Annotated in this window: 17 protein-coding genes; 12 read left to right on the top strand and 5 right to left on the bottom strand. The window is 65.3% G+C overall.

Going from position 1 to position 20,487, the window contains the following annotated elements; all coding sequences use genetic code 11:
• Positions 1-778, top strand: a 778-nt coding sequence (eutC, locus tag AC1DRP_RS22365) for an ethanolamine ammonia-lyase subunit EutC (RefSeq protein ID WP_476769583.1), incomplete at its 5' end; no start/stop codon positions are given.
• A 102-nt stretch (positions 779-880) separates the two neighbouring features.
• On the opposite strand, the gene AC1DRP_RS22370 is transcribed toward eutC, so the two are convergent.
• Together AC1DRP_RS22370 and AC1DRP_RS22375 are read right to left on the bottom strand one after the other, a co-directional pair.
• Positions 881-2,509, bottom strand: coding sequence for a GMC family oxidoreductase (locus AC1DRP_RS22370; RefSeq protein WP_441507092.1), 1,629 nt, complete (start codon positions 2,507-2,509; stop codon positions 881-883).
• Positions 2,510-2,625: 116 nt separating this feature from the next.
• Complete coding sequence (locus AC1DRP_RS22375; protein WP_476769584.1) at positions 2,626-3,693, bottom strand: FCD domain-containing protein; 1,068 nt, start codon at positions 3,691-3,693, stop codon at positions 2,626-2,628.
• Between AC1DRP_RS22375 and AC1DRP_RS22380 the strand changes: the two genes are divergently transcribed.
• A complete protein-coding gene (locus AC1DRP_RS22380; protein ID WP_441507094.1) occupies positions 3,688-4,758 on the top strand; it encodes a C45 family autoproteolytic acyltransferase/hydolase in 1,071 nt (356 codons plus the stop codon). The genes AC1DRP_RS22375 and AC1DRP_RS22380 overlap by 6 nt on opposite strands.
• Before the next feature lie 25 nt (positions 4,759-4,783).
• Positions 4,784-6,337 (top strand): ABC transporter substrate-binding protein, encoded by a 1,554-nt coding sequence (locus AC1DRP_RS22385; protein WP_476769585.1) that lies wholly within the window; start codon positions 4,784-4,786, stop codon positions 6,335-6,337.
• A 12-nt stretch (positions 6,338-6,349) separates the two neighbouring features.
• On the opposite strand, the gene aptA is transcribed toward AC1DRP_RS22385, so the two are convergent.
• Together aptA and AC1DRP_RS22395 are read right to left on the bottom strand one after the other, a co-directional pair.
• Positions 6,350-7,687, bottom strand: a complete 1,338-nt coding sequence (gene aptA / locus AC1DRP_RS22390) for an omega-aminotransferase AptA (RefSeq protein WP_476769586.1) — start codon at positions 7,685-7,687, stop codon at positions 6,350-6,352.
• Between the two features lie 103 nt (positions 7,688-7,790).
• The gene (locus AC1DRP_RS22395) at positions 7,791-8,687 is read right to left on the bottom strand and encodes a GntR family transcriptional regulator (RefSeq protein ID WP_476769587.1); all 897 of its coding nucleotides are present in this window, start codon (positions 8,685-8,687) and stop codon (positions 7,791-7,793) included.
• 83 nt (positions 8,688-8,770) lie between these two features.
• Between AC1DRP_RS22395 and AC1DRP_RS22400 the strand changes: the two genes are divergently transcribed.
• Complete coding sequence (locus tag AC1DRP_RS22400; protein WP_476769588.1) at positions 8,771-9,913, top strand: C45 family autoproteolytic acyltransferase/hydolase; 1,143 nt, start codon at positions 8,771-8,773, stop codon at positions 9,911-9,913.
• A gap of 75 nt (positions 9,914-9,988) precedes the next feature.
• Entirely contained in the window at positions 9,989-11,560 is a 1,572-nt protein-coding gene (locus AC1DRP_RS22405) for an ABC transporter substrate-binding protein (protein ID WP_441507099.1), read from the top strand.
• On the opposite strand, the gene AC1DRP_RS22410 is transcribed toward AC1DRP_RS22405, so the two are convergent.
• Positions 11,557-12,213, bottom strand: coding sequence for a GntR family transcriptional regulator (locus AC1DRP_RS22410; protein ID WP_069880967.1), 657 nt, complete (start codon positions 12,211-12,213; stop codon positions 11,557-11,559). The genes AC1DRP_RS22405 and AC1DRP_RS22410 overlap by 4 nt on opposite strands.
• Positions 12,214-12,341: 128 nt before the next feature.
• Between AC1DRP_RS22410 and AC1DRP_RS22415 the strand changes: the two genes are divergently transcribed.
• The 7 genes from AC1DRP_RS22415 to AC1DRP_RS22445 form a co-directional block, all read left to right on the top strand.
• Complete coding sequence (locus tag AC1DRP_RS22415; RefSeq protein WP_476769592.1) at positions 12,342-13,235, top strand: alpha/beta hydrolase family protein; 894 nt, start codon at positions 12,342-12,344, stop codon at positions 13,233-13,235.
• A gap of 1 nt (position 13,236) precedes the next feature.
• Positions 13,237-14,787 (top strand): ABC transporter substrate-binding protein, encoded by a 1,551-nt coding sequence (locus AC1DRP_RS22420; protein WP_476769589.1) that lies wholly within the window; start codon positions 13,237-13,239, stop codon positions 14,785-14,787.
• Between the two features lie 79 nt (positions 14,788-14,866).
• Positions 14,867-16,417 (top strand): ABC transporter substrate-binding protein, encoded by a 1,551-nt coding sequence (locus AC1DRP_RS22425; RefSeq protein WP_441507101.1) that lies wholly within the window; start codon positions 14,867-14,869, stop codon positions 16,415-16,417.
• Positions 16,418-16,448: 31 nt separating this feature from the next.
• On the top strand, positions 16,449-17,393 hold the full coding sequence (locus AC1DRP_RS22430; protein ID WP_476769590.1) for an ABC transporter permease: 945 nt from the start codon (positions 16,449-16,451) through the stop codon (positions 17,391-17,393).
• The gene (locus AC1DRP_RS22435; protein WP_069880963.1) at positions 17,390-18,205 is read left to right on the top strand and encodes an ABC transporter permease; all 816 of its coding nucleotides are present in this window, start codon (positions 17,390-17,392) and stop codon (positions 18,203-18,205) included. Before AC1DRP_RS22430 ends, AC1DRP_RS22435 begins: the two co-directional genes overlap by 4 nt.
• Entirely contained in the window at positions 18,205-19,866 is a 1,662-nt protein-coding gene (locus AC1DRP_RS22440) for an ABC transporter ATP-binding protein (protein WP_476769591.1), read from the top strand. The genes AC1DRP_RS22435 and AC1DRP_RS22440 overlap by 1 nt, the downstream gene beginning before the upstream one ends.
• A gap of 146 nt (positions 19,867-20,012) precedes the next feature.
• Positions 20,013-20,487, top strand: a 475-nt coding sequence (locus AC1DRP_RS22445; protein WP_476769593.1) for an FGGY family carbohydrate kinase, incomplete at its 3' end; no start/stop codon positions are given.

Genomic DNA, 20,487 nt, shown 5'->3' on the forward strand with positions numbered 1-20,487 from the left:
CCCGGCCGACGAGCGCTGGGCGGCGCTGACGCGGCTGACGCCGGCCCGCATTGCGCTCGGCCGCGCGGGTGCTTCCTTGCCGACGCGCGAGGTCCTGCGCTTCGGCCTCGCCCATGCGCAGGCACGCGACGCGGTTCATATCCCGTTCCGCCCCGAAGAGGTCGCGGCCGAACTCGCAGCGCTATCGCTGGAGACGGTGCAGGTTGAGAGCGCCGCCCCCTCGCGCGATCTCTATCTGCGGCGACCCGATCTCGGGCGGCGTCTCTCTCCCGAGGCGCAGGCGATGCTGCAGGCCCGACGCGGTGCGTTCGATTTCGCCTTCGTCGTCGCCGATGGCCTGTCCTCGACGGCAGTCCAGCAGAATGCGGCGCCGCTCATCGCCGCGATGCTGCCGTTACTGCAGCGCCAGGGGCTGACACTCGCGCCGGTCGTGATTGCGAGCCAGGCACGCGTCGCGCTGGGCGACGAGGCGGCCGAGGCACTGGGCGCCCGCCTCGTCGCGGTGCTGATCGGCGAGCGACCCGGCCTGTCCTCACCGGACTCGCTTGGCGTCTATCTCACCTTCGCGCCGCGGCGCGGCCTGAGCGATGCCACGCGCAATTGCGTCTCGAACATCCGCCCGGGCGGGCTCTCCTTCGAACACGCGGCCGTCAAGCTCGCCTGGCTTACACGGGAAGCGCTCAGGCGTTCGCTGACAGGCGTCGAACTCAAGGACGAGAGCGAGCCTGCATTGGAGGCGGGTCAGGCAGCGACCAGGCCTTCAATCACGACGGGATGAATCCGTCTTGATGTCGACCTCATCGCGACTCTGCCGCAACCTCGAGCCGGCCCCCTGCATGCCCCAGCCAGGCTGACCGCAGGTTCCTGCGCCGCGGGGTCGTCAACGTCGTCGGGCATCGTCCCGGATCATCTGGGCACCCTTTTCAGCAATCATCATCGTCGGGGCGGCCGTATTGCCCGAGGTGATGCGCGGCATCGCGGAAGCGTCGATGACGCGCAGGCCCTCGACACCGCGCAGGCGCAGGCGTTCGTCGAGCACGGCGCCGGCATCGTCGTCTCGTCCCATCCTGGCGGTTCCGGCCGGGTGGAAGATCGTCGTGCCGAGCCGGCCTGCCGCCTCCAGAAGCTCCGCATCCGACGTCACCGAGGGACCAGGCACATGTTCCTGGGGCTTGAATCGTGCGAGCGGCTGCTGCGCGACGATCCGGCGCGCGAGCTTCAGCGCATCGACCGCGACCTGCCTGTCCTCATCCGTTGCGAGATAGTTCGGCGAGATAGCGGGAGCGTCGCTCGCGTCGGGGCTCTTCAGATGCACGCTGCCACGGCTCGAAGGTCTCAGGTTGCAGACACTGGCGGTGAAGGCGCCGAACGGGTGCAGCCCGTCGCCCCATTTGTCGAGCGAAAGCGGCTGGAAATGGAATTCGAGATTGGCCGTGGCGTAATCCGGCGAGGATTTGGCGAAGGCTCCGACCTGCGAGGGCGCCATGGTCAGCGGCCCGGTGCGCAGCGCCGCATATTCCAGCGCCATCAGCGGCCTGCGCCAGAGTTTCGCATAGTCGCTGTTGAGGGTGCGCACGCCCTCCACCTTGTAGACGGGCCTGATCTGCAAATGGTCCTGAAGGTTCTCGCCGACGCCCGGCAGATGGCGCCGCGTCTCGATGCCCAGAGCCTGGAGCCGTTCGCCGTCGCCGATGCCTGATCGCTCGAGAATGGCAGGTGAGCCGACTGCGCCGGCGCTCAGCACGACCTCGCCACTCACGTCCACCCGCAGATTCTCACCCTGATGGATGAATTCGACCGCGCGAGCGCGGCCCTCCTCGATGATGATGCGCTCGACCAGCACATGGGTTTCCAGCCGGATATTGGAGCGGCCAAGCGCCGGAACCAGGAAGGCGCGATAGGAACTCACCCGCCGGCCGCGCTTCTGGTTGACCTGAAAATAGGCCGACCCTTCATTGTCGCCGGTGTTGAAGTCGTCGATCTTGGCGATTCCCGCCGCTTGTGCCGCATCCCGGACGGCATCGAGAATCGCCCAGCGCACGCGCGGGTTCTCGACGCGCCATTCGCCGCCGGAGCGATGCAATCCGCCGGGCGGCGGCGCGATATGGTCTTCGTGCTTCAGGAAATAGGGCAGTACGTCGTCCCAGCTCCAGCCCTGCAGGCCGAGTTGCCGCCAGCCGTCATAATCGGCCGCCTGGCCGCGCATGTAGATCATCGCATTGATCGCCGAACAGCCGCCGACGACCTTGCCGCGCGGATAGGCGAGCGCCCGGCCGCCCAGCCCCGCCTGCGGCTCGGTCTGGAACCGCCAATCGGCACGCGGATTGCCGATCGCGTAGAGATAGCCGACCGGGACGTGGAACCAGATCCAGTCGTCCATGCCACCGGCTTCCAGCACGAGCACGCGCTTGGATGGATCGGCCGAGAGCCGGTTCGCGAGCAGGCAGCCCGCCGACCCCGCACCGATCACGACATAGTCGAAGGTGCCGATATTCCTGCGATCAGACATGGCATCCTGCTGGCAAAGGAGAGGCGTGGGCTTTGCCACCTTTCGGGAGCGGCGCCCGAACCATCAGGAAGACCGAAGGAAAAGCCAAGCCCCGGGGCAAGGGCGCGCATGCGTCTTTAGTTCTGATTGCGCCAGTCCTGTGCTGCCTGGCTCAGATGGGCCGAGAGCAGGGCGACGGCACGCGGCCGATCCCCCGCGGCCAAAGCGTCGAGGATGGCGAGATGGTCCTCGCAGGACTGTTTGATCTGGTCAGGCGTCAATTGCGGGAAGTCGACGAACTGATGCATGCGCCGCAKGGCATTCTGGCGCTTGACCGCCTGCAGGAAGAAGCGGTTGCGTGACCATGAGGCGAGCGTCTCATGGAATTCCGCATTCACCTGGAACCACATGTCCGGCGCGATCTCGGAGGCGGGCTTGCGCATCAGCGCCTCATGCGCGTTGCGCATCTTTTCCAGAGCGGCGCCATCGATGCGGTAGTCGGGTTGGCTGAGCGCCGCGGTCTCGACCGCCTCGCGGAAGGCATAGCTCTCGAGGATAGCCTGCGGGTTATCGAGGCTTTCCGAGAACTGCCAGCCATGGCCGCGCTGGCGCTGGACGATTCCTTCCGCGGAGAGGCGCAACAAAGCGCGCCGCATTTCGCCGCGCGACGCGCCGAAATGCACAAGCAACGCGTTCTCCGTCACCGATAGCGGGATCAGGCCCGAGGCGCGGTCGTTCAGGATCTTCCGGTAGAGCTCCGCGCCGCCGTCAGCGTCATTGCTGCATTCCGCGATGACCGCGGCATCGATCGGGCGGTTGAGCTTGAAGCCCGAGCCGAGCTCCCGCCGCAGAATGCCGCGTTCGCTGAGATCGATCAGGGCGCGGCGCACAGGCGTTCGTGAAACACCGAGGCGCGCGGCCAGTGGCTTTTCTCCGACCGCGGCATCGACCGCCCATCCTTCGTCCCGACCGAGCCGCAGGATGTCACCAATGATTTCGCGATGCAGTCCGCTCGACACGTGGGCGTCTCCGAAGCTTCCCTTTCTTGCCATTGACAATAAGGTTTGGCGATGGTCCAGTGTATATAACTGCAATAAAAAACACAGAGCCTGTGGATGATTGCACCATTTCCCTTCGTCTCGGTATCTGGGTCGCCTTACGAGCGAGGGCGGCAACATGGTGCGGCGGTGACAGATCGCGTGCATCGCAGCGCACGGTTCTACGCAGGCCAGCTCGACAGGCTCGGATCGAAGCCAGGTGAACGTGAAGCGTTGATCGCCGAGTTCAGCCGGGGAATTGCTGCCTTCGACGAGGCCTATCTCGAGGAAATGCGCGGCATTGCCGATGGGGCCGGCCTCGACCTCTCGGCGATCATCATGATCAATGCACGGACCGAGATCGTCGCCAAGGCGCGCCTCCTTGCCTCCCGCCCCATCGATGAGGACGATGAGGAGGAGGAGGAGGAGAAGATGGCCGATGGCTGCACCGGCGCCATCATCCTGCCGGAGCGAAGCTGGAGCGGGAGCATCATCCAGGGGCAGAACTGGGACTGGCAGCCGGAATGCGCGGAAACCGCGATCGTGTTGCGCGTGCACCGGCAGGATGGGCCCGATCTGCTCACTTTCGTCGAGGCGGGCGGCCTTGGCCGTCACGGCATGAACGAAGCCGGCATCTGCGTGACCGGCAATTATCTGCGCAGTGATCGCGACTACCGCCAGGAAGGCGTTCCGCTCGCCTTGGTGCGCCGCAAGGCACTGGAGCAGGAGCACCTGGCACTGGCGATGAAGGTGATGGCGACCACGCCGAAGGCCTGTTCGACCAATATGATGCTGAGCCAGGACCGGGGCTTTGCCATCGACCTCGAATGCGCCCCGGACGAGGCCTTTCCGGTCTACCCGGAAGATGGGCTCATCGTGCACGCGAATCACTGGATCAGTCCGGTCGCGCTTGCCAAGCTACGCGATACCGGCTTCGGCTCACCCGACAGTCACTACCGCGACTGGCGTGTCAGGCGATTGCTGACCGAGCCGCAGCGTTTCCTGACGCGGGAGGACCTGAAGGCCGCGCTCTTCGACGATTTCCTGTCGCCCTATGCCGTCTGTCGCCCGCCACGAGCCGGAGCGACCGGCGATTTGACGGCGAGCGTCGCGATGATCGTGATGGAGCCCGGGCTCGGCATCATGGAGGTGGCGCCGCTGCCCGCGCTCAACCGACACTTCACCCGCTACAGCCTTTCCGGCGATCCGGTCGCCGTCGCGGCTGCGGCCTGACACGGGGATTGGGAGGTCCTTGCTCATGAGACGTGCTTCACGAACGCGCATTGCGACGATGGCGCTGCTCGCGGCACTGTCGAGTGCTCCGGTGGCAGCGCAAACCCTGACCATCGCTCTCAGGGCCGATATTCGCGGCACGAATCCGGGCGTCAATCGCGACGACGACAGCGACGCGGTGACCCTCCACATGGTCGAAGGGCTGGTCGCCTATCGCGAAGGCGGCACCGTCGGGCCCATGCTGGCGGAGAAGGTCGAGACCTCACCGGATGGGTTGAGCTACACCTTCGAACTGCGCAAGGGACTGACCTTCCACAACGGTGCGCCGCTGACCGCCGCGGACGTCGTCTGGAGTTGGCAGCGATATATGGACCCGAAAACGGAATGGCGTTGCCTTGCCGATTTCGACGGCCGCAGCGGGCTCAAGGTCGAAGCGGTCGAAGCCGTGTCGCCAACCACCGTGCGAATGCGCATCAACGAGCCCAACGCGCTCTTTCTGTTCTCGCTGGCGCGCACCGATTGCGGCAGCGCCGCAGTAATCCATAAGGATTCGTTGAATCCTGACGGGTCGTGGAAAGCACCGGTCGGGACCGGCCCGTTCAAGTTCGGCGAGTGGCGGCGGGGCCAGCAGATCAGCCTGATGCGCTTCGCTGGCTACCAGTCGCTGCCCGGCGGCCTCGACGGCTTTGCCGGCAGCAAGCGGCCGCTCGTTCCGGAGGTCAGGTTCCTGGTCGTCCCGGATGCAGCCTCGGTGAAGGCCGGCCTGATCGCAGGCCAGATCGACATCGCCGAAGTGCTGGGCTCTGATGTCTCCGAGCTGAAGAAGGCTCCCGGTATAACGGTCCAGACCGCGACCACGGCAGCGCGCCATGCACTGCTCTTCCAGACCAATGACCCGATCTTCAGGACGCCGGCGATGCGCCAGGCGCTTGCGGCGGCCATCGATTTCAGCCAGCTCGTCGCGATCGTCTCCGATCTCGGCGTGCAGCCGAACAACTCCACGATCCACGCCAAGTCGGCCTATCACAGCGACGTGCAGAACCTCTCGCACGGCTACGATCCGGCGCGTGCGAAGAAGCTTCTCACCGAGGCCGGCTACAAGGGCGAGCGGCTGAAGATCACCACCAATAACCGTAAATCGGCGCCAAGCTTCAACATCGCAGTCGTGCTGCAGTCGATGTTCCAGGCCGTCGGCGTCAACTCGGACATCGATGTCGTGGAGTGGGCGACCCATATGGATCGCTTCCTCAAGGGCAATTACCAGCTGATGGTGCATTCCTACTCGGCGCGGCTCGACCCGGCGCTGAGCTTCGAGCATTTCACCGGGCCGAAGGCGGACCAGCCCCGCAAGGTCTGGGATGACCCCGCTGTGATTGCGCTGCTCGACAAGGCCTCGAAGATCGAGAGCCCGGCCGAGCGTCAGAAGATCTTCGACGAACTGCACAAGCGGATGATCGACGACGTGCCGCTGGTGATGCTGTTCAACTCGATCGAAGCCTGGGCCTCGACGGCGCGCGTCTCCGGCTTCGTGCCGTGGGAGTCGCGCGTGCGGGCCTGGGAGGTTGCTATCAAGTCCTGAAGAGCCGATGCATCAATCGATGCTGCGCAGGGCAGTTGCGATGGTCGCGAAAACCAGGTCGATCTCGCCTTCCGAGACGATGAGCGGCGGCGACAGCACGATCGTGTCGCCCGACCCGCGCACCAGCACACCTGCCTCATAGCAGGCCTTGGCGCAGGCCGCTCCGCGCGCGCCGGGCTGCCCTGGCCGCGGTGTCAGCTCCACGGCGCCGAGCAGGCCGATGCTGCGGATGTCGGCAACATGCGGGGAGCCTTTGAGCGCCAGCGCACGCTCCTGCCAATGCGTGCTTGCCGCCTTTGCGCGCGCCACGATGCCCTGTTCGGCAAAGACATCGAGCGTGGCGAGCCCAGCGGCACAAGCGAGCGGGTGAGCCGAATAGGTATAGCCGTGGAACAGCTCGATCACCTCGGGCGGGCCGGCCATGAAGGCATCATAGACCGTATTCGAGACGATGACGCCGCCCATCGGCACCGCCCCATTGGTCATGCCCTTGGCGCAGGTGATGAGATCGGGCGTCACGCCGAATGCCTGCGCCGCGAATGGGGTGCCGAGGCGTCCAAAGCCCGTGATGACCTCGTCGAAGATCAGGAGCACGCCATGCTTGTCGCAGATCGCGCGCAGGCGCTCGAGATAACCCTTCGGCGGCGCGTAGACGCCGCCCGAGCCGGTCACCGGCTCGACGATGACGGCCGCGACGCTGGCCGGGTCGTTCATCTCGAGCACGCGCTCGAGTTCCTCGGCATAGGCCGCGCCGGTGTCCGGCTGGCCGCGCGAGAACGCCATGCCGGCATCATAGGGTAGGGCGAGATGGGCGACTTCCGGCAGCAGCGGGCCAAAGCCGCGCTTGTGCCGGCCGAGGCCTGCCACGGAAAGCCCGCCAAAACCCATGCCGTGATAGCCCTTGGCCCGGCCGATCAGCTTGGTGCGGCGCGCGTCGCCGCGCGCATGGTGATAGGCGCGTGCGATCTTGAGCGCGGTATCGACCGCCTCGGAGCCGGAATTGACGAAGAAGACGTGATCGAGCCCCTCGGGCGCGAAATCGCACAGCCGTGCCGCATAGGTCTGCGCGGCAGGATGGCTCATCTTGAACGAAGAGACGAAATCGAGGCGCCCAGCCGCCTCACGGATCGCCTCGACGATGCGCTGCTGGYCGTGGCCGGCATTGACGCACCAGAGGCCTGCCATCGCGTCGAGGACCTGGCGCCCTTCGGGAGTGAAGTAGTGCATGCCCTCGGCGCGCTCGAACAGCATCGGCTCCTGCTTGAAGCCGCGCATCGGCGTGAACGGCATCCAGAAGGCGTCCGGAGCGTTGCTGCGGTCGGTTTCGCTGCGAAGGGCGGTGGCTGGCATGAAGCGATCCTCGGGCGGGGCGATCCCATCACGGGCGCGCCATTGGCGAGAGGCGATACTGTCTTTATTCCGTACGAAAGACAATATCACTTCACATGCCTTGCTAGCCGGGCGTGGGCGGCGGTTGCCGGACTCTCCGCTTGAGTTCGCTGGCGCGCTGCAAATGCCGGCGCATCAGGACCGAGGCGATTTCCCGGTCTCCGGCTTGCAGGCGTTCGAGGATCTCGATGTGCTCGGTGCAGCTGACCTGGACCCGTTCGGTGCCGGAGCCCCAATCATAGTTGGAGAGCCGTCGCATCTGGTTTTCCCGGMGGATGGCGGAGTGGATGAAGCGATTGCCCGATGCGGCCGCGAGACCTTCGTGAAAGGCCGCGTTCATCTCGTAGAAGGCGACGCTGGAGGACTCGCGCCAGGGCTGGGTCAGGGTGTGGCGGTGCCGCCTCAGCATCTCCGCCGCCCAGTGCTCGTCGAGGCGAAAGCCAGGTTCGAGAAAACCCATGGGTTCGAGCAGCATGCGGAAGCGATAGCGCTCCATTCGCAGCGACGAATCCGAGGATTCATGCAGGAAGCGCCAGCCATAGCCCGGCTTGCGCTCCACCATCTCCAGCTCGGCCAGGCGTTTCAGGGTGCGCTGGATTTCCGGTCGCGCCATCTCGTATCGGCGCATCAGCTGCAGCTCGGAAACGTCATCGCCAAGCGCGCCGCTCTCGCGGTCGCGTGCGATCCTGACCAGAGCGAGGTCGGTCTCGTCGGGCGAGCCGCCACTGTCTGCCGGAAGCGGAAGCGCGCTGACAAGCTCGACGCCCTTGTTGGGGTGACGAAGCACGATTCCCTGGCCTTCGAGGTGGCTGAGCGCCGCCCGCACCGGGGTCCGCGARACATTCAGGCGCTTGGCCAGATTGTTCTCGTTGAGCCATGCGCCCGCCGCGAGACCATCCTCGCGCGCCAGTTGGATGATGCGCTCGGCCAGATCCTGCTGGAGCCGCGTCGGTTCGGCCATGAATTTCCTCTTGATTGTCTTACTGCGTGATGAAATACATTAACTGTTAGCCGGGCGCCAGAGCCGGCGCGGAGATTTGGTCCATGGTTGAGCCCTTTCCATTCATCGATGTTTCGGGATCGCCCTATGAGCGCGGCCGGCAGCATGGCGCCGCGGTCCCCACGCGCGTCAAGCGCAGCATCGAGCTCTATGGCGGCCAGCTCACCGATCTCGGCTACGATGCCGTTGCCAAGTCGCGATTGATCGCCGAATTCGCCCGCGAGATCGAGGCTTTCGGCGCCCACTATGTCGAGGAGATGCGCGGCATCGCCGACGGTGCCGGCGTCACGCTCGAAGATATCGTGATGGTCAATGCCCGCACCGAAGTCATGGCCAAGGCACGGCTCGAGAAGGCCAAGCCGGTCGAGGCCGGGGAGGAGCTCGACGATGGTTGCACGGGCGCGGTCATCCTGCCCGAGCGCAGCGCGACGGGCGAACTCATCCACGGCCAGAACTGGGACTGGAAGGCGGAATGCGCCGAGACCGCCATCGTGCTGCGCGTGCGCCGCGATGACGGCCCGGACTTCCTGACCTTTGTCGAGGCGGGCGGTCTTGCTCGCTGTGGCATGAACGCCGCCGGCGTTTCGATCACCGCCAACTATCTGGAATCCGAGCGCGACTTCACCCAGGCTGGCGTGCCGCTGGCGCTGATCCGGCGCAAGGTGCTGGAGCAGGAGCATTTCGCCATGGCGATGAAGGCCGTGGCGACGACGCCGAAGGCCTGCTCGAACAACATGATGCTCTCGACGGTCGCAGGCTTCGCCATCGACTTCGAATGCGCCCCTGATGAGGCCTTCCCGATCTACCCGGCCGATGGCCTGATCGTTCATGCCAACCATTGGGTCGGCTCGATCGCGCTCACCAAGATCAAGGACACCGGCATTCCGCGGGTGCCGGAGAGTTTCTATCGCGACTGGCGCGTCCGCAAGCTGYTCGACGATGCCGGCCGCAAGCTCAGCGTCGCCGATCTCAAGAATGCGTTCTTCGACGACTTCCTGTCGCCCTATGCCGTCTGCCGCCCGCCGCGTCCCAACGAGACCGGCAATCTCTCGGCCACGGTGTCGATGGTGATCATGCAGCCGGCGAAGGGCATCATGGAAGTGGCCCCGCTGCCGGCCCTGAACCGGCAGTTCACGCGCTACAGCCTGACTGACGATCCGGTGACGCTGGCCGAAGCCGCCGAGTGAGTTCTTTGCATGCGTCGGAGCCGTAGAGGGCGGCCCGACGCCATTCGCTAACAAAAAATCAGGAGGGGATCGAACATGGCTTTCAAACCGATTGCGGCAGCAGCGCTTGCCAGTGCGGCAATGACCTCGCTGCTGGCAGGTCTCGGCCCGTCGCTCGCGGCGCCAACGAGCATTCGCGCGCATCTCAATGCCGATATCCGCAGCATCAATCCGGGCGTGAACCGGGACGACAATACCGACGCCGTCGTGCTGCATATGGTCGAGGGCCTCGTCGCCTATGGCGATGATGCCGAGGTCAAGCCGCTCCTTGCCGAGAAGGTCGCGCTGTCCGAGGACGGGCTGAGCTACACCTTCACACTGCGCAAGGGGGTGAAGTTCCACAATGGCGCGCCGCTGACGGCTGCCGACGTCGTCTGGAGCTGGAACCGCTACATGGACCCGAAGACCGAATGGCGCTGCCTTTCGGAATTCGACGGGCGAGGGCGGGTCAAGGTCGAATCCGTAACGGCGCCGGATGCTTCGACGGTGGTGTTCAAGCTCGACAAGCCGAGCTCTCTCTTCCTTGCCAGCATCGCCCGCACCGATTGCGCCATGACCGGGATCATGCACAAGGATTCGGTGAAGGCGGATGGCAGTTTCGACAAGCCGATCGGCACGGGGCCATTCAGCTTCGGCGAATGGCGCCGCGGCGAATATATCCGGCTCGTGCGCAATGCCGACTACGCCAGCCTTCCCGGCAAGATCGATGGCTATACCGGCAGCAAGCGTCCGCTGGTGGATGAAGTCCGCTTCCTGATCGTGCCTGACAGCTCCACCGCCAAGGCCGCATTGCTGCGTGGCGACATCGACGTCATCCCCGACGTCGCCAACGCTGAAGTCGGCGAGCTGCGCAAGAACCCCAAGGTCGAGGTCTCGCTCGTCTCGAACATGGGATTGGTCGGCCTCCTGCTGCAGACCCGCGATCCGTTGCTGCAGAACCAGAAGCTGCGCCAGGCGATTGCCGCGGCGCTCGACGTCAACGAGATCGTCTCCGCCGTCACGGACGGCCTGGGCAAGCCGAACAATTCGATCGTCCCTGCGATGTCGTCCTATTACGGGCCGGTGCAGAAGCAGGGCTACAAGCACGATGTCGCGGCTGCCAAGAAGCTGCTTCAGGAAGCCGGCTACAAGGGCGAGCCGATCGTGATGCTCGCCAACAAGCGCTATCCGCAGAGCTTCGATTCCGCGGTGATCGCGCAGCAGATGCTGCAGGGCGCCGGCATCAATGTCTCGATCGAAGTGCTGGAATGGGCGACGCAGCTCGACCGCTACAGCAAGGGCAACTACCAGATGCAGGCTTTCCCCTATTCGGCCCGCCTCGACCCCGCACTGAGCTTCGAGTCGATCGCCGGTCCGAAAGCGACCCAGCCGCGCAAGGTCTGGGACGATCCGGACTCGCTCGCGCTGCTCGACAAGTCGATGGTGGTTTCGGACAAGGCCGAGCGCCAGAAGCTGTTCGACGAACTGCACACGCGCTTCATCGCCCAGGTGCCAATGGTCATGCTCTATAATGGGCTCGATGCCGGCGTCTATGCGAAGCGCGTGAAGGGCTACCAGTCCTCGATCCTGTCCAAGCCCAGGCTCTGGGAAGTCAGCGTCACCGACTAAAGGTCCCCCGGCTCTCTCTCGGGTGCATCCTTGAGAATATGAGCTGCAATCAACTGCGAGAGGCGCGCAATGTCGCGCTTCTCGATGGCTTCGAGCATGGCGTGATGGTCACGGTCGCTGCGCAGCAGCGACTCGTGGGAGGCCCATACCGTGACGTTCGACCCGCGCCCGCGATCACGCAGGTTCCAGATCAGCTCCTCCAGCACGGGGTTGCCGCTGAGATGATACATCACTTCGTGAAATTCGGCGTTGACCCGGCTCTGGTCGGCGCGCGTGCCCTCGCGCACCGCCACGCCGAACTCCTCGGCGAGGCCACGAAGCGTCGAGAGGGTTGCCGGCGTCATCCGGCCAACGATTGCGGTCGCGACGGAGGTCTCGATCACGATCCTGACGGACCGGATATGGCGCAGGGTCTCTCGATCGATCTCGGCCACGCGGTAGCCCCGGTTGGGGACATGTTCGATCGCCTTGCGCACGACGAGTTCGTCGAGCGCGGTGCGAACATCGAAGCGCGTCGCGGCGAATTTCTGCTCGATGTCGATCTGACGGAGCCATTCGCCGGACCGGAATTGGCCGAGCTTGATCGCCTCGGCGATCTCTCCAGCCAGGGCGTGTTTCGATTTCGGCTTACGCTTCACGGTCGTCATCGTCATCCCCTAGCTCATCTCGCCGCGATTTCGCTACCGAGCGAAGCGACCGATCCAAGCTTGCCAGCCTGAATGCAACGTGCAACATAATTGGCGCCAATTTAAAAGCCAATAAAGGATATCCGATGGCTGCGATGACTGCGACGCGTGAAGCGCCCGAAGCCAGGAAGGCCGACAAGGCTGCCGCGCTCTACGACATGGACCGGACCACGGTCTTCGCCAGCCGGCACGATCCCCGCTTTGCCTATTGCCTCTACGTGCCGCCGTCAGTGGGGCAGGGCGGCGAGCCGCCGGCGCTGGTCGTCGCCATGCATGGCACCGGCCGCAGTTTCATCACCTATCGCGATGCCTTCACCGAGTTCGCGCGCTGGAACAACTGCATCGTGCTCGCGCCGCTCTTCCCGGTCGGGGTGCGGGGCGACGGCTATCGTGACGGCTTCAAGTACATGCGCGAAGCCGACATCCGCTACGATCACGAACTGCTTGCGATCGTCGACGAGGTCGGCGAGCGCTACAATCTCGACTTCAAGCGCTTTGCCCTGTTCGGGTATTCCGGCGGCGGACACTTCGCACATCGCTTCATGCTGCTGCATCCCGACCGCCTCTGGGCCGCCTGCATCGGCGCACCGGGTTCGGTCACGCTGCTCGACCCGACCCGCGACTGGTGGGTCGGCACGCGGAATTTCGCGGCCCTGTTCGGGCAGGAGATCGACTTGGCCGCCCTCGCCAAAGTGCCGGTCCAGATGATCGTCGGGGCTGCCGATCTGGAAACCTGGGAAATCACCCACAAGGAAGGCGGCCGCAACTGGATGCCGGATGCCAACCATGCCGGCAAGACCCGCCCTGAGCGGCTCGCCAGCCTGCAGCGCTCCTTCGAAGCCGCAGGCGTGAAGGTGCGCTTCGATCTGGTGCCGAACATGCCGCATGACGGCGTCAAGGCTGTGCCGCGCGTAGAGGAATTCCTGGCGGAAACGCTGACCCGCCTGCGTGCGGATGCTGCGCCTCTCACCGTGCTGAAGGGGAAATGAAGTGAACCTGACGTCGTCCCTGGCTATTGCTTTGACCCTTGTTGCTGCGCCGGTTCTGGCGCAGCAATCGACGATCAATGTCGCGCTCAATGCGGACATCCGTTCGACCAACCCGGGCGTCAACCGGGACGACAATACCGATGCCGTCGTGCTGCACATGGTCGAGGGCCTGGTCGGCTACCGCGAGAACGGCGCGGTCGCGCCGTTGCTGGCGGAGTCGATCGCGGTCTCGCCCGACGGGCTCACTTACACCTTCACGCTGCGCAAGGGCGTGAAGTTCCACAATGGCGCGGTCATGACCTCGGCCGACGTGCTGTGGAACTGGAACCGCTACGTGGACGCGAAGACCGACTGGCGCTGCCGGGCGGAATTCGACGGCCGGACCGGCATGAAGGTCACCAGTGTCGACGCACCTGATCCGTCGACCTTCGTCATGAAGCTGGAAAAGCCGAGTGCGATGTTCCTCGACACCATGGCGCGCACCGATTGCGCCATGGTCGCGATCATCCACAAGGACTCGGTGAAGGCCGACGGCAGCTGGGACCGGCCGATCGGCACCGGCCCCTTCACGCTCGGCGAATGGCGCCGCGGCGAATTCGTCTCGCTGAAGCGCTTCGACGGTTACGTCTCGCCCCCTGGCGAGCAGCGCGACGGCTATGTCGGCCGCAAGCGTGCCCTGGTGCCGGAGGTGAAGTTCCTCTCCATCGCCGATGGCGCCACGATCAAGGCCGGCTTGATGTCGGGCGCATTGCATGTGGCAGACGTCCCTGATTCCGACGTGCCGGAAATGAAGAAGATCCCCAATCTCGAAGTGATGAGCGCCCCGAGCGCGACGAAGCACGCCTTCCTGTTCCAGACGCGCGACGCCCTGCTCGGCGATGTCCGGATGCGCCAGGCGATCGCGGCCGCGCTCGATCTCGACCAGATCGTCGCGCACACCTCGAACGAGCTCGGCAAGACCAACAACTCGGCGATCTATGTCACGTCGCCCTATTACAGCGAGGTGCAGCGCCAGCGTTACACCCAGGACCTCGCCAAGGTGAAGAAGCTGCTCGCCGAGGCCGGCTACAAGGGCCAGCCGATCAAGCTGATCGCCAATAAGCGCTCGACGGTGCCGAGCTTCCCGGCCGCGGTCGTGGCCCAGGCCATGCTGCAGGCCGCCAGCATCAACAGCGAGATCGAGGTGCTGGAATGGGCGACCCAGCTCGACCGCTATTCCAAGGGCAACTTCCAGATGATGTCCTTCAGCTATTCCGCCCGCATCGATCCTGCCCAGAGCTACAACCAGTTCAGCGGACCCAAGGACGCATTCCCGTCCAAGGCCTGGGACAGCCGGCGTGCCGACGAGCTGATCGAGAAGGCGACTCTCGTCGGCGATCCGGCCGAGCGCCAGAAGCTGTTCGACGAGCTCCACAAGCTGATGCTCGCCGAAGCTCCGCTGATCTTCCTCTACAATCAGGTCGACACGGCCGGTGTCTCCAGGAAGCTGCGCGGCTTTGCCCCCTGGGTCGCTGGGAAGCCGCGGCTCTGGGAGGTCAGCTTCGCCAATTGAGGCGTTGCTCCTGGCCCGCGCCGGACCCGGGCCAGCTCATCTCAAAACCAAGAAGAACGACGACAACAGGAACATCGACATGAACCGCATCTATGCCTCGGCCTTCGCACTGGCGACCTCAGCGCTCGTCGCTGGTCCGGCCGCCGCCCAGTCCGTCACGGTCGCGGTCGCTGCCGATATCCGCAGCTCCAATCCCGGCGTGAACCGCGACGACAACACGGATGATTTCGTCCTGCAGCTCGTCGAGGGCCTGGTCGGTTATGCCGAGGATGGCACGGTCGGGCCGCTTCTCGCCGAGAAGGTCGAGATGTCGGCCGACGGCAAGGCCTACACTTTCACGCTGCGCAAGGGCGTGAAGTTCCACAATGGCGCGGAGCTGACCTCGGCCGACGTCGTCTGGAGCTGGAACCGCTACATGGATCCGAAGACGGAGTGGCGTTGCCTGTCCGAATTCGACGGTCGCAATGGCCTGAAGGTCGAGGCGATCGAGGCTCCCGACGCCAACACCGTCGTGATGCGCATCAACTCGCCCAGCGCGCTCTTCCTCGACGCGCTGGCACGCACCGACTGCGCCATGGCCGCCGTCATCCACAAGGACTCGCTGAAGGCGGACGGTTCCTGGGACAAGCCGGTCGGCACCGGGCCGTTCAAGATCGGCGATTGGAAGCGCGGCGAGTATTTCACCATGACCGCCTTCGACGGCTATGTGTCGCCGAAGAGCGACAAGCGCGACGGCTATATCGGCCTGAAGAAGCCGCTCATCAAGGACGTGAAGTTCCTTGTCGTGCGCGATCCCGCGACGGTGAAGGCCGGCCTGATCTCAGGCGCCATCGACATGGCCGAAATCCTGCCGAGCGATGTCGAGGAACTGCGCAAGAATCCCAAGCTCGACGTGAAGGTCGCCCCGAACGCCGTGCGCCACACCTTCCTGTTCCAGACGAACGACGCGCTGATCAAGAACGTCAAGCTGCGCCAGGCCATCGCCGCCTCGCTCGACATGACCGAGCTGGTCGCAGCCGCCTCCAGCAATCTCGGCACGCCGAACAATTCGGCGATCTATCCGAGCTCGGCCTATTTCGGACCGGTCGAGAAGCAGGGCTTCAGCTATGACCCGGCCAAGGTGAAGAAGCTGCTCCAGGAGGCCGGCTACAAGGGCGAGAAGATCTCGATCATCGCCAACAAGCGCCCGACCGTGCCGAGTTTCCCGGCCGCCGTCGTGGCTCAGGCGATGATGCAGGCCGCCGGCATCAATGCCGAGATCGAGGTCCTGGACTGGGCAACCCAGCTCGATCGCTACAACAAGGGCAATTACCAGATGCAGTCCTTCTCCTATTCGGCACGCTTCGACCCCGCACTCGGGTTCGAGCAGTTCGCCGGGCCGAAGGACAAGCAGCCGCGCAAGGTCTGGGACAATGCCGAGGCGCAGGCACTGATCGACAAGTCGATGGTCGTTTCGGACAAGGCCGAGCGCCAGAAGCTCTTCGACGACCTGCACAAGCGCATGATCGAAGAGGTGCCGCTGATCATCTACTTCAACGGCCTCGACGTGATCGCGCATTCCAAGCGCGTGCGCGATTTCCAGCCGTGGCAGTCGAAGATGCGGATGTGGGGCGTCAACCTCGCCAATTGAGGCGCAGGTCTGACGGGGAGGGGAAGCACCAATGCTGCGTTTCGCGCTCACGCGCATCCTGATGGCGTTGCCGACACTGTTCATCGTGGCAGTCTCGGTTTTCGTCCTGATCCGGTTGATCCCGGGTGATCCGGCCCAGCTCATGCTGGGCGACCTCGCCGATCCGGCGAGCCTGGCCGATCTCCGGGCACGCCTGGGCCTCGATCGCAGCCTGCCGATGCAGTTCGCGATCTGGTTCGGCAATCTGCTGCAAGGCGATCTCGGCCAGTCGATCAATTCGCAACAGGCGGTCCTGCCGCTCATCGCCCAGCGCTTCTTCATCAGCGCGCAGGTGGTGCTGGTTGCGGTGCTGTTCGCCTGCCTGGTCGCCGTGCCGGCCGGCGTGATCGCCGCCTGGCGGCAGAACAGCTCGCTCGATCTCACCCTGGTCGGGCTGGCGACGCTGCTGCTCTCGATCCCGACCTTCTGGCTCGGCCTGCTCCTGCTGCTGTTCTTCGGGCTGAAGCTCGAATGGCTGCCGGTCGTCGGCTATGTCTCGATCGGCGAGGACACGACACGCGGCATCCTCTACCTCGTCATGCCGATCCTGACGCTGTTCCTGCACGAGATCGGCGTGATCCTGCGCATGGCGCGCGCCTCGACGCTGGAGGTGCTGCGGCTCGACTACATCACCCATGCCCGCGCCAAGGGCCTCTCGGAAGGCGCCGTGYTCTGGCGCCACGCCTTCAAGAACGCCTTCGGGCCGACCTGGACGCTGATCGGGCTCGTGCTCGGCAACCTGCTCGGCGGCATCGCCGTGGTCGAGACCGTCTTCACCATTCCCGGCCTCGGCCGTCTGCTGGTCGATTCGATCTTCGCGCGCGATTACCCGGTGATCCAGGGCTGCCTGCTCTTCGTCGCCTTCACCTATGTCCTCGTCAATCTGGTGATCGACCTGTGCTATCCCATCTTCGACCCGCGGGTGACAGCCGAATGAAGCTCCCCGCACCCAACGCCCTGCTGGGCGGTCTGCTCATCGGTGTCCTGCTCGTCGTCGCCCTGACCGGCGCGGTCTGGACCCCCTACGATCCCCTGCAACTCTCGTTCCGCGCCAAGCTCGCGGCGCCGAGCGCCATGCACTGGCTCGGCACCGACGAGTTCGGCCGCGACGTGCTCTCCCGCCTGATGGCGGGCGCTGCGACCAGCGTCTGGATCAGCCTGCTGACCGTCACGCTCGCCGTGACGCTGGGCACCGTGATCGGCGTCTTCAGTGGCTATCTCCGCGGCTGGTTCGACCGCATCGTCATGGCCTTCAACGATGCGCTGCTCGCCTTTCCCGGAATCCTGCTGGCGCTCGGCCTGCTCGCGGTGGTGGGTGCCAACAAATACGGCATCATCGTCGCGCTCGGCATCGCCTATGCGCCCTCGGTCGCCCGCATCGTGCGCGGCACGGTGCTTTCGCTGCGCGAGCGCGAATACATCGCCGCCTCCCGCGTGATGGGCAATTCCGAGGGCTTCACCATGGCCCGCCACATCCTGCCGAACTGCATCGCGCCGCTGACCGTGCTGGCGACCTCGATGTTCGGCTATGTGCTGCTGGCGGAGAGCGCGCTCTCCTTCCTCGGCCTCGGCGTGCCGCCACCAGCCCCGACCTGGGGCAACATGCTCGCCGGTTCGCGGCCCTATATCGGCCAGGCCGTCTGGCTCGGCATCTTCCCCGGCCTGTGCATTTCGCTGACGCTGCTCGGGATCAATCTTCTCGGCGATGCGGTGCGCGACAAGCTCGACCCGCGCATGAGGGGAATGTGATGGCCTCGTCCGAAACACTTCTGCGCGTCGACGACCTCACGCTCGAGATCGGCAGCACCGGCAAGCGCGTCGTCAACGGCGTCAGCTTTTCCGTCTCGCCAGGCGAGATCGTCGGCATCGTCGGCGAGTCCGGCTCCGGCAAGACCCTGGCTGCGCGCGCTCTGATGGGCTTCATCCCGCCGGCGGTCAGGCGTGTCGCCGGCTCGATCAAGTTCGAGGGCCAGGAGGTCACGACCATGGAGCCGAAGCAGCTGCGCGCCATGCGCGGTTCGCGTGTCGGCATGGTCTTCCAGGAGCCGATGACCTCGCTGAACCCCTCGATGCTGATCGGCCGGCAGCTCGACGAGGGCCTGGCGCTGCATCGCAAGCTCAGCACCAGCGAGCGCAAGGAGCTGATCCTCGACATGCTCCGGCGTGTCGGCATCCGCGATCCCGAGGGCGCGTTGACCTCCTATCCGCATCAGTTCTCCGGCGGCATGCGCCAGCGCATCATGCTGGCCTCGGTGATGTTGCTGAAGCCGGCGCTGCTGATCGCCGACGAGCCGACGACGGCACTCGACGCTGTCGTGCAGCGCGACGTGCTGGAGCTGATGGTCGACCTGACCAAGGCCAACAACACCGMCGTGCTGATGATCAGCCACGACCTCGGCATGATCGCGCGCTATTCCGACCGCGCCATCGTGATGTGCCAGGGCGATGTCGTCGAGCAGGGCCGGACCGAGGAGCTGCTGGCGCGGCCGAAGCACCCCTATACGCGCAAGCTGCTGGCCGCGATGCCGCATCGCGGTCCGGCGCGCGCGCTGCCGGAAGCCGGAACGCCGATCGTCTCGGTGCGTGATCTCGTGATCGACTATGGCGGACGCCAGGGCTTCTTCCGCAAGGAGGCGCCGAAGCGCGCACTGCATGGCATCAGCCTGGATGTCGCGCCGGGCCAAGTCGTCGCCGTCGTCGGCGGCTCGGGCTCGGGCAAGACCACGCTCGGCCATGCGATCGCCGGCCTGATCAAGCCGACCAGCGGCGAGATCCGCTTCGAGGGCAAGCCGATCGACAAGAGCGAGACGGCCTATTGGGATTACCGGCTGAACTGCCAGATGGTCTTCCAGGATCCCTATTCCTCGCTCGATCCGCGCATGACCATCGGCGATCTCGTGGCCGAGCCGCTCCGGCTGGTGCCCGGCATGACGGCGGCCCTGAAGGCGGCGCGGCTGCAGGAGGTGCTGGCGGAGGTCGGCCTCGCCGACGGCTTCGCGTCACGCTATCCGCACGAGCTCTCGGGCGGCCAGCGCCAGCGCATCGCGATCGCACGCGCCGTGGTGCGCCGTCCGAAATTCGTGATCGCCGACGAGCCGGTCTCGGCCCTCGACGTGACGGTGCGGGCGCAGGTGCTGGAGCTCTTCGCCGAGCTGCAGCGCAAGCACGGCTTCTCCTGCCTGTTCATCAGCCATGATCTCGGCGTGGTCGAGCAGGTCGCCGACCGTGTCGTGGTGATGAACGAGGGCCGGATCGTCGAGGACGGGACCCGCGACGAGATCTTCGACCGGCCGCAGCATGCCTATACCCGCAAGCTGCTCTCTGCCGTGCCCGGCCTCGAAACCGCGCCGGACGGAGGCGTGCGCCTGTTCTGGCGGCTGGTCGACGAAACCGAAGCCGCGCTCGCCTGATCCCCAGCTTCCGGCGGCGGGCGCTACGCGCCCGCTCGCTCTCCTGCTATGAGGCAGGCCCCTGGCAGGGAGCGACGGATCAAGGCGATGCAGGTGAGGGTGATGTCCGGCAGGCGTAGCGGCGACGGGAGTATTCGCCGGTGAGCATGGTTCTCGCCTGCGATCTCGGCGGCACCAGTTTTCGCGCAGCTCTCGTCGACGAGGCGGGGCAGCTTCGGGCCCGCCATAGCATCGTCATGCGGGTGCCGATCGAGCAGGGCGGCGCCGCCGAGATCGATCCCGACCACTGGTGGAGCGCGCTCCGCGAGAGCGCAGCCGTGCTCCAGGCTTCCCATCCCACGCTCTTCGGGCAGATCGAGGCATTGGCGATCTCGGCGCTGACGCGCACGCAGGTCTTCGTCGATCGCGACGGCCAGGTGCTCCGTCCCGCCATGCTATGGCGCGATACGCGCGCCGACACGACGCTGCCCTCGCTTCTGGCCACGTGCCCGAAGGAGCATCCGGAGACAGCGGGCCTCAATGCCTTCCACCCGCTCGCGCGGCTTTGGTGGCTGAAACAGTCCGAGCCGGGCATCCTCGCGGCCACGGCGCATGTTCTCGATCCCAAGGACTATCTGAATC

Source organism: Allobosea sp. 01N443 (genome assembly GCF_056399325.1).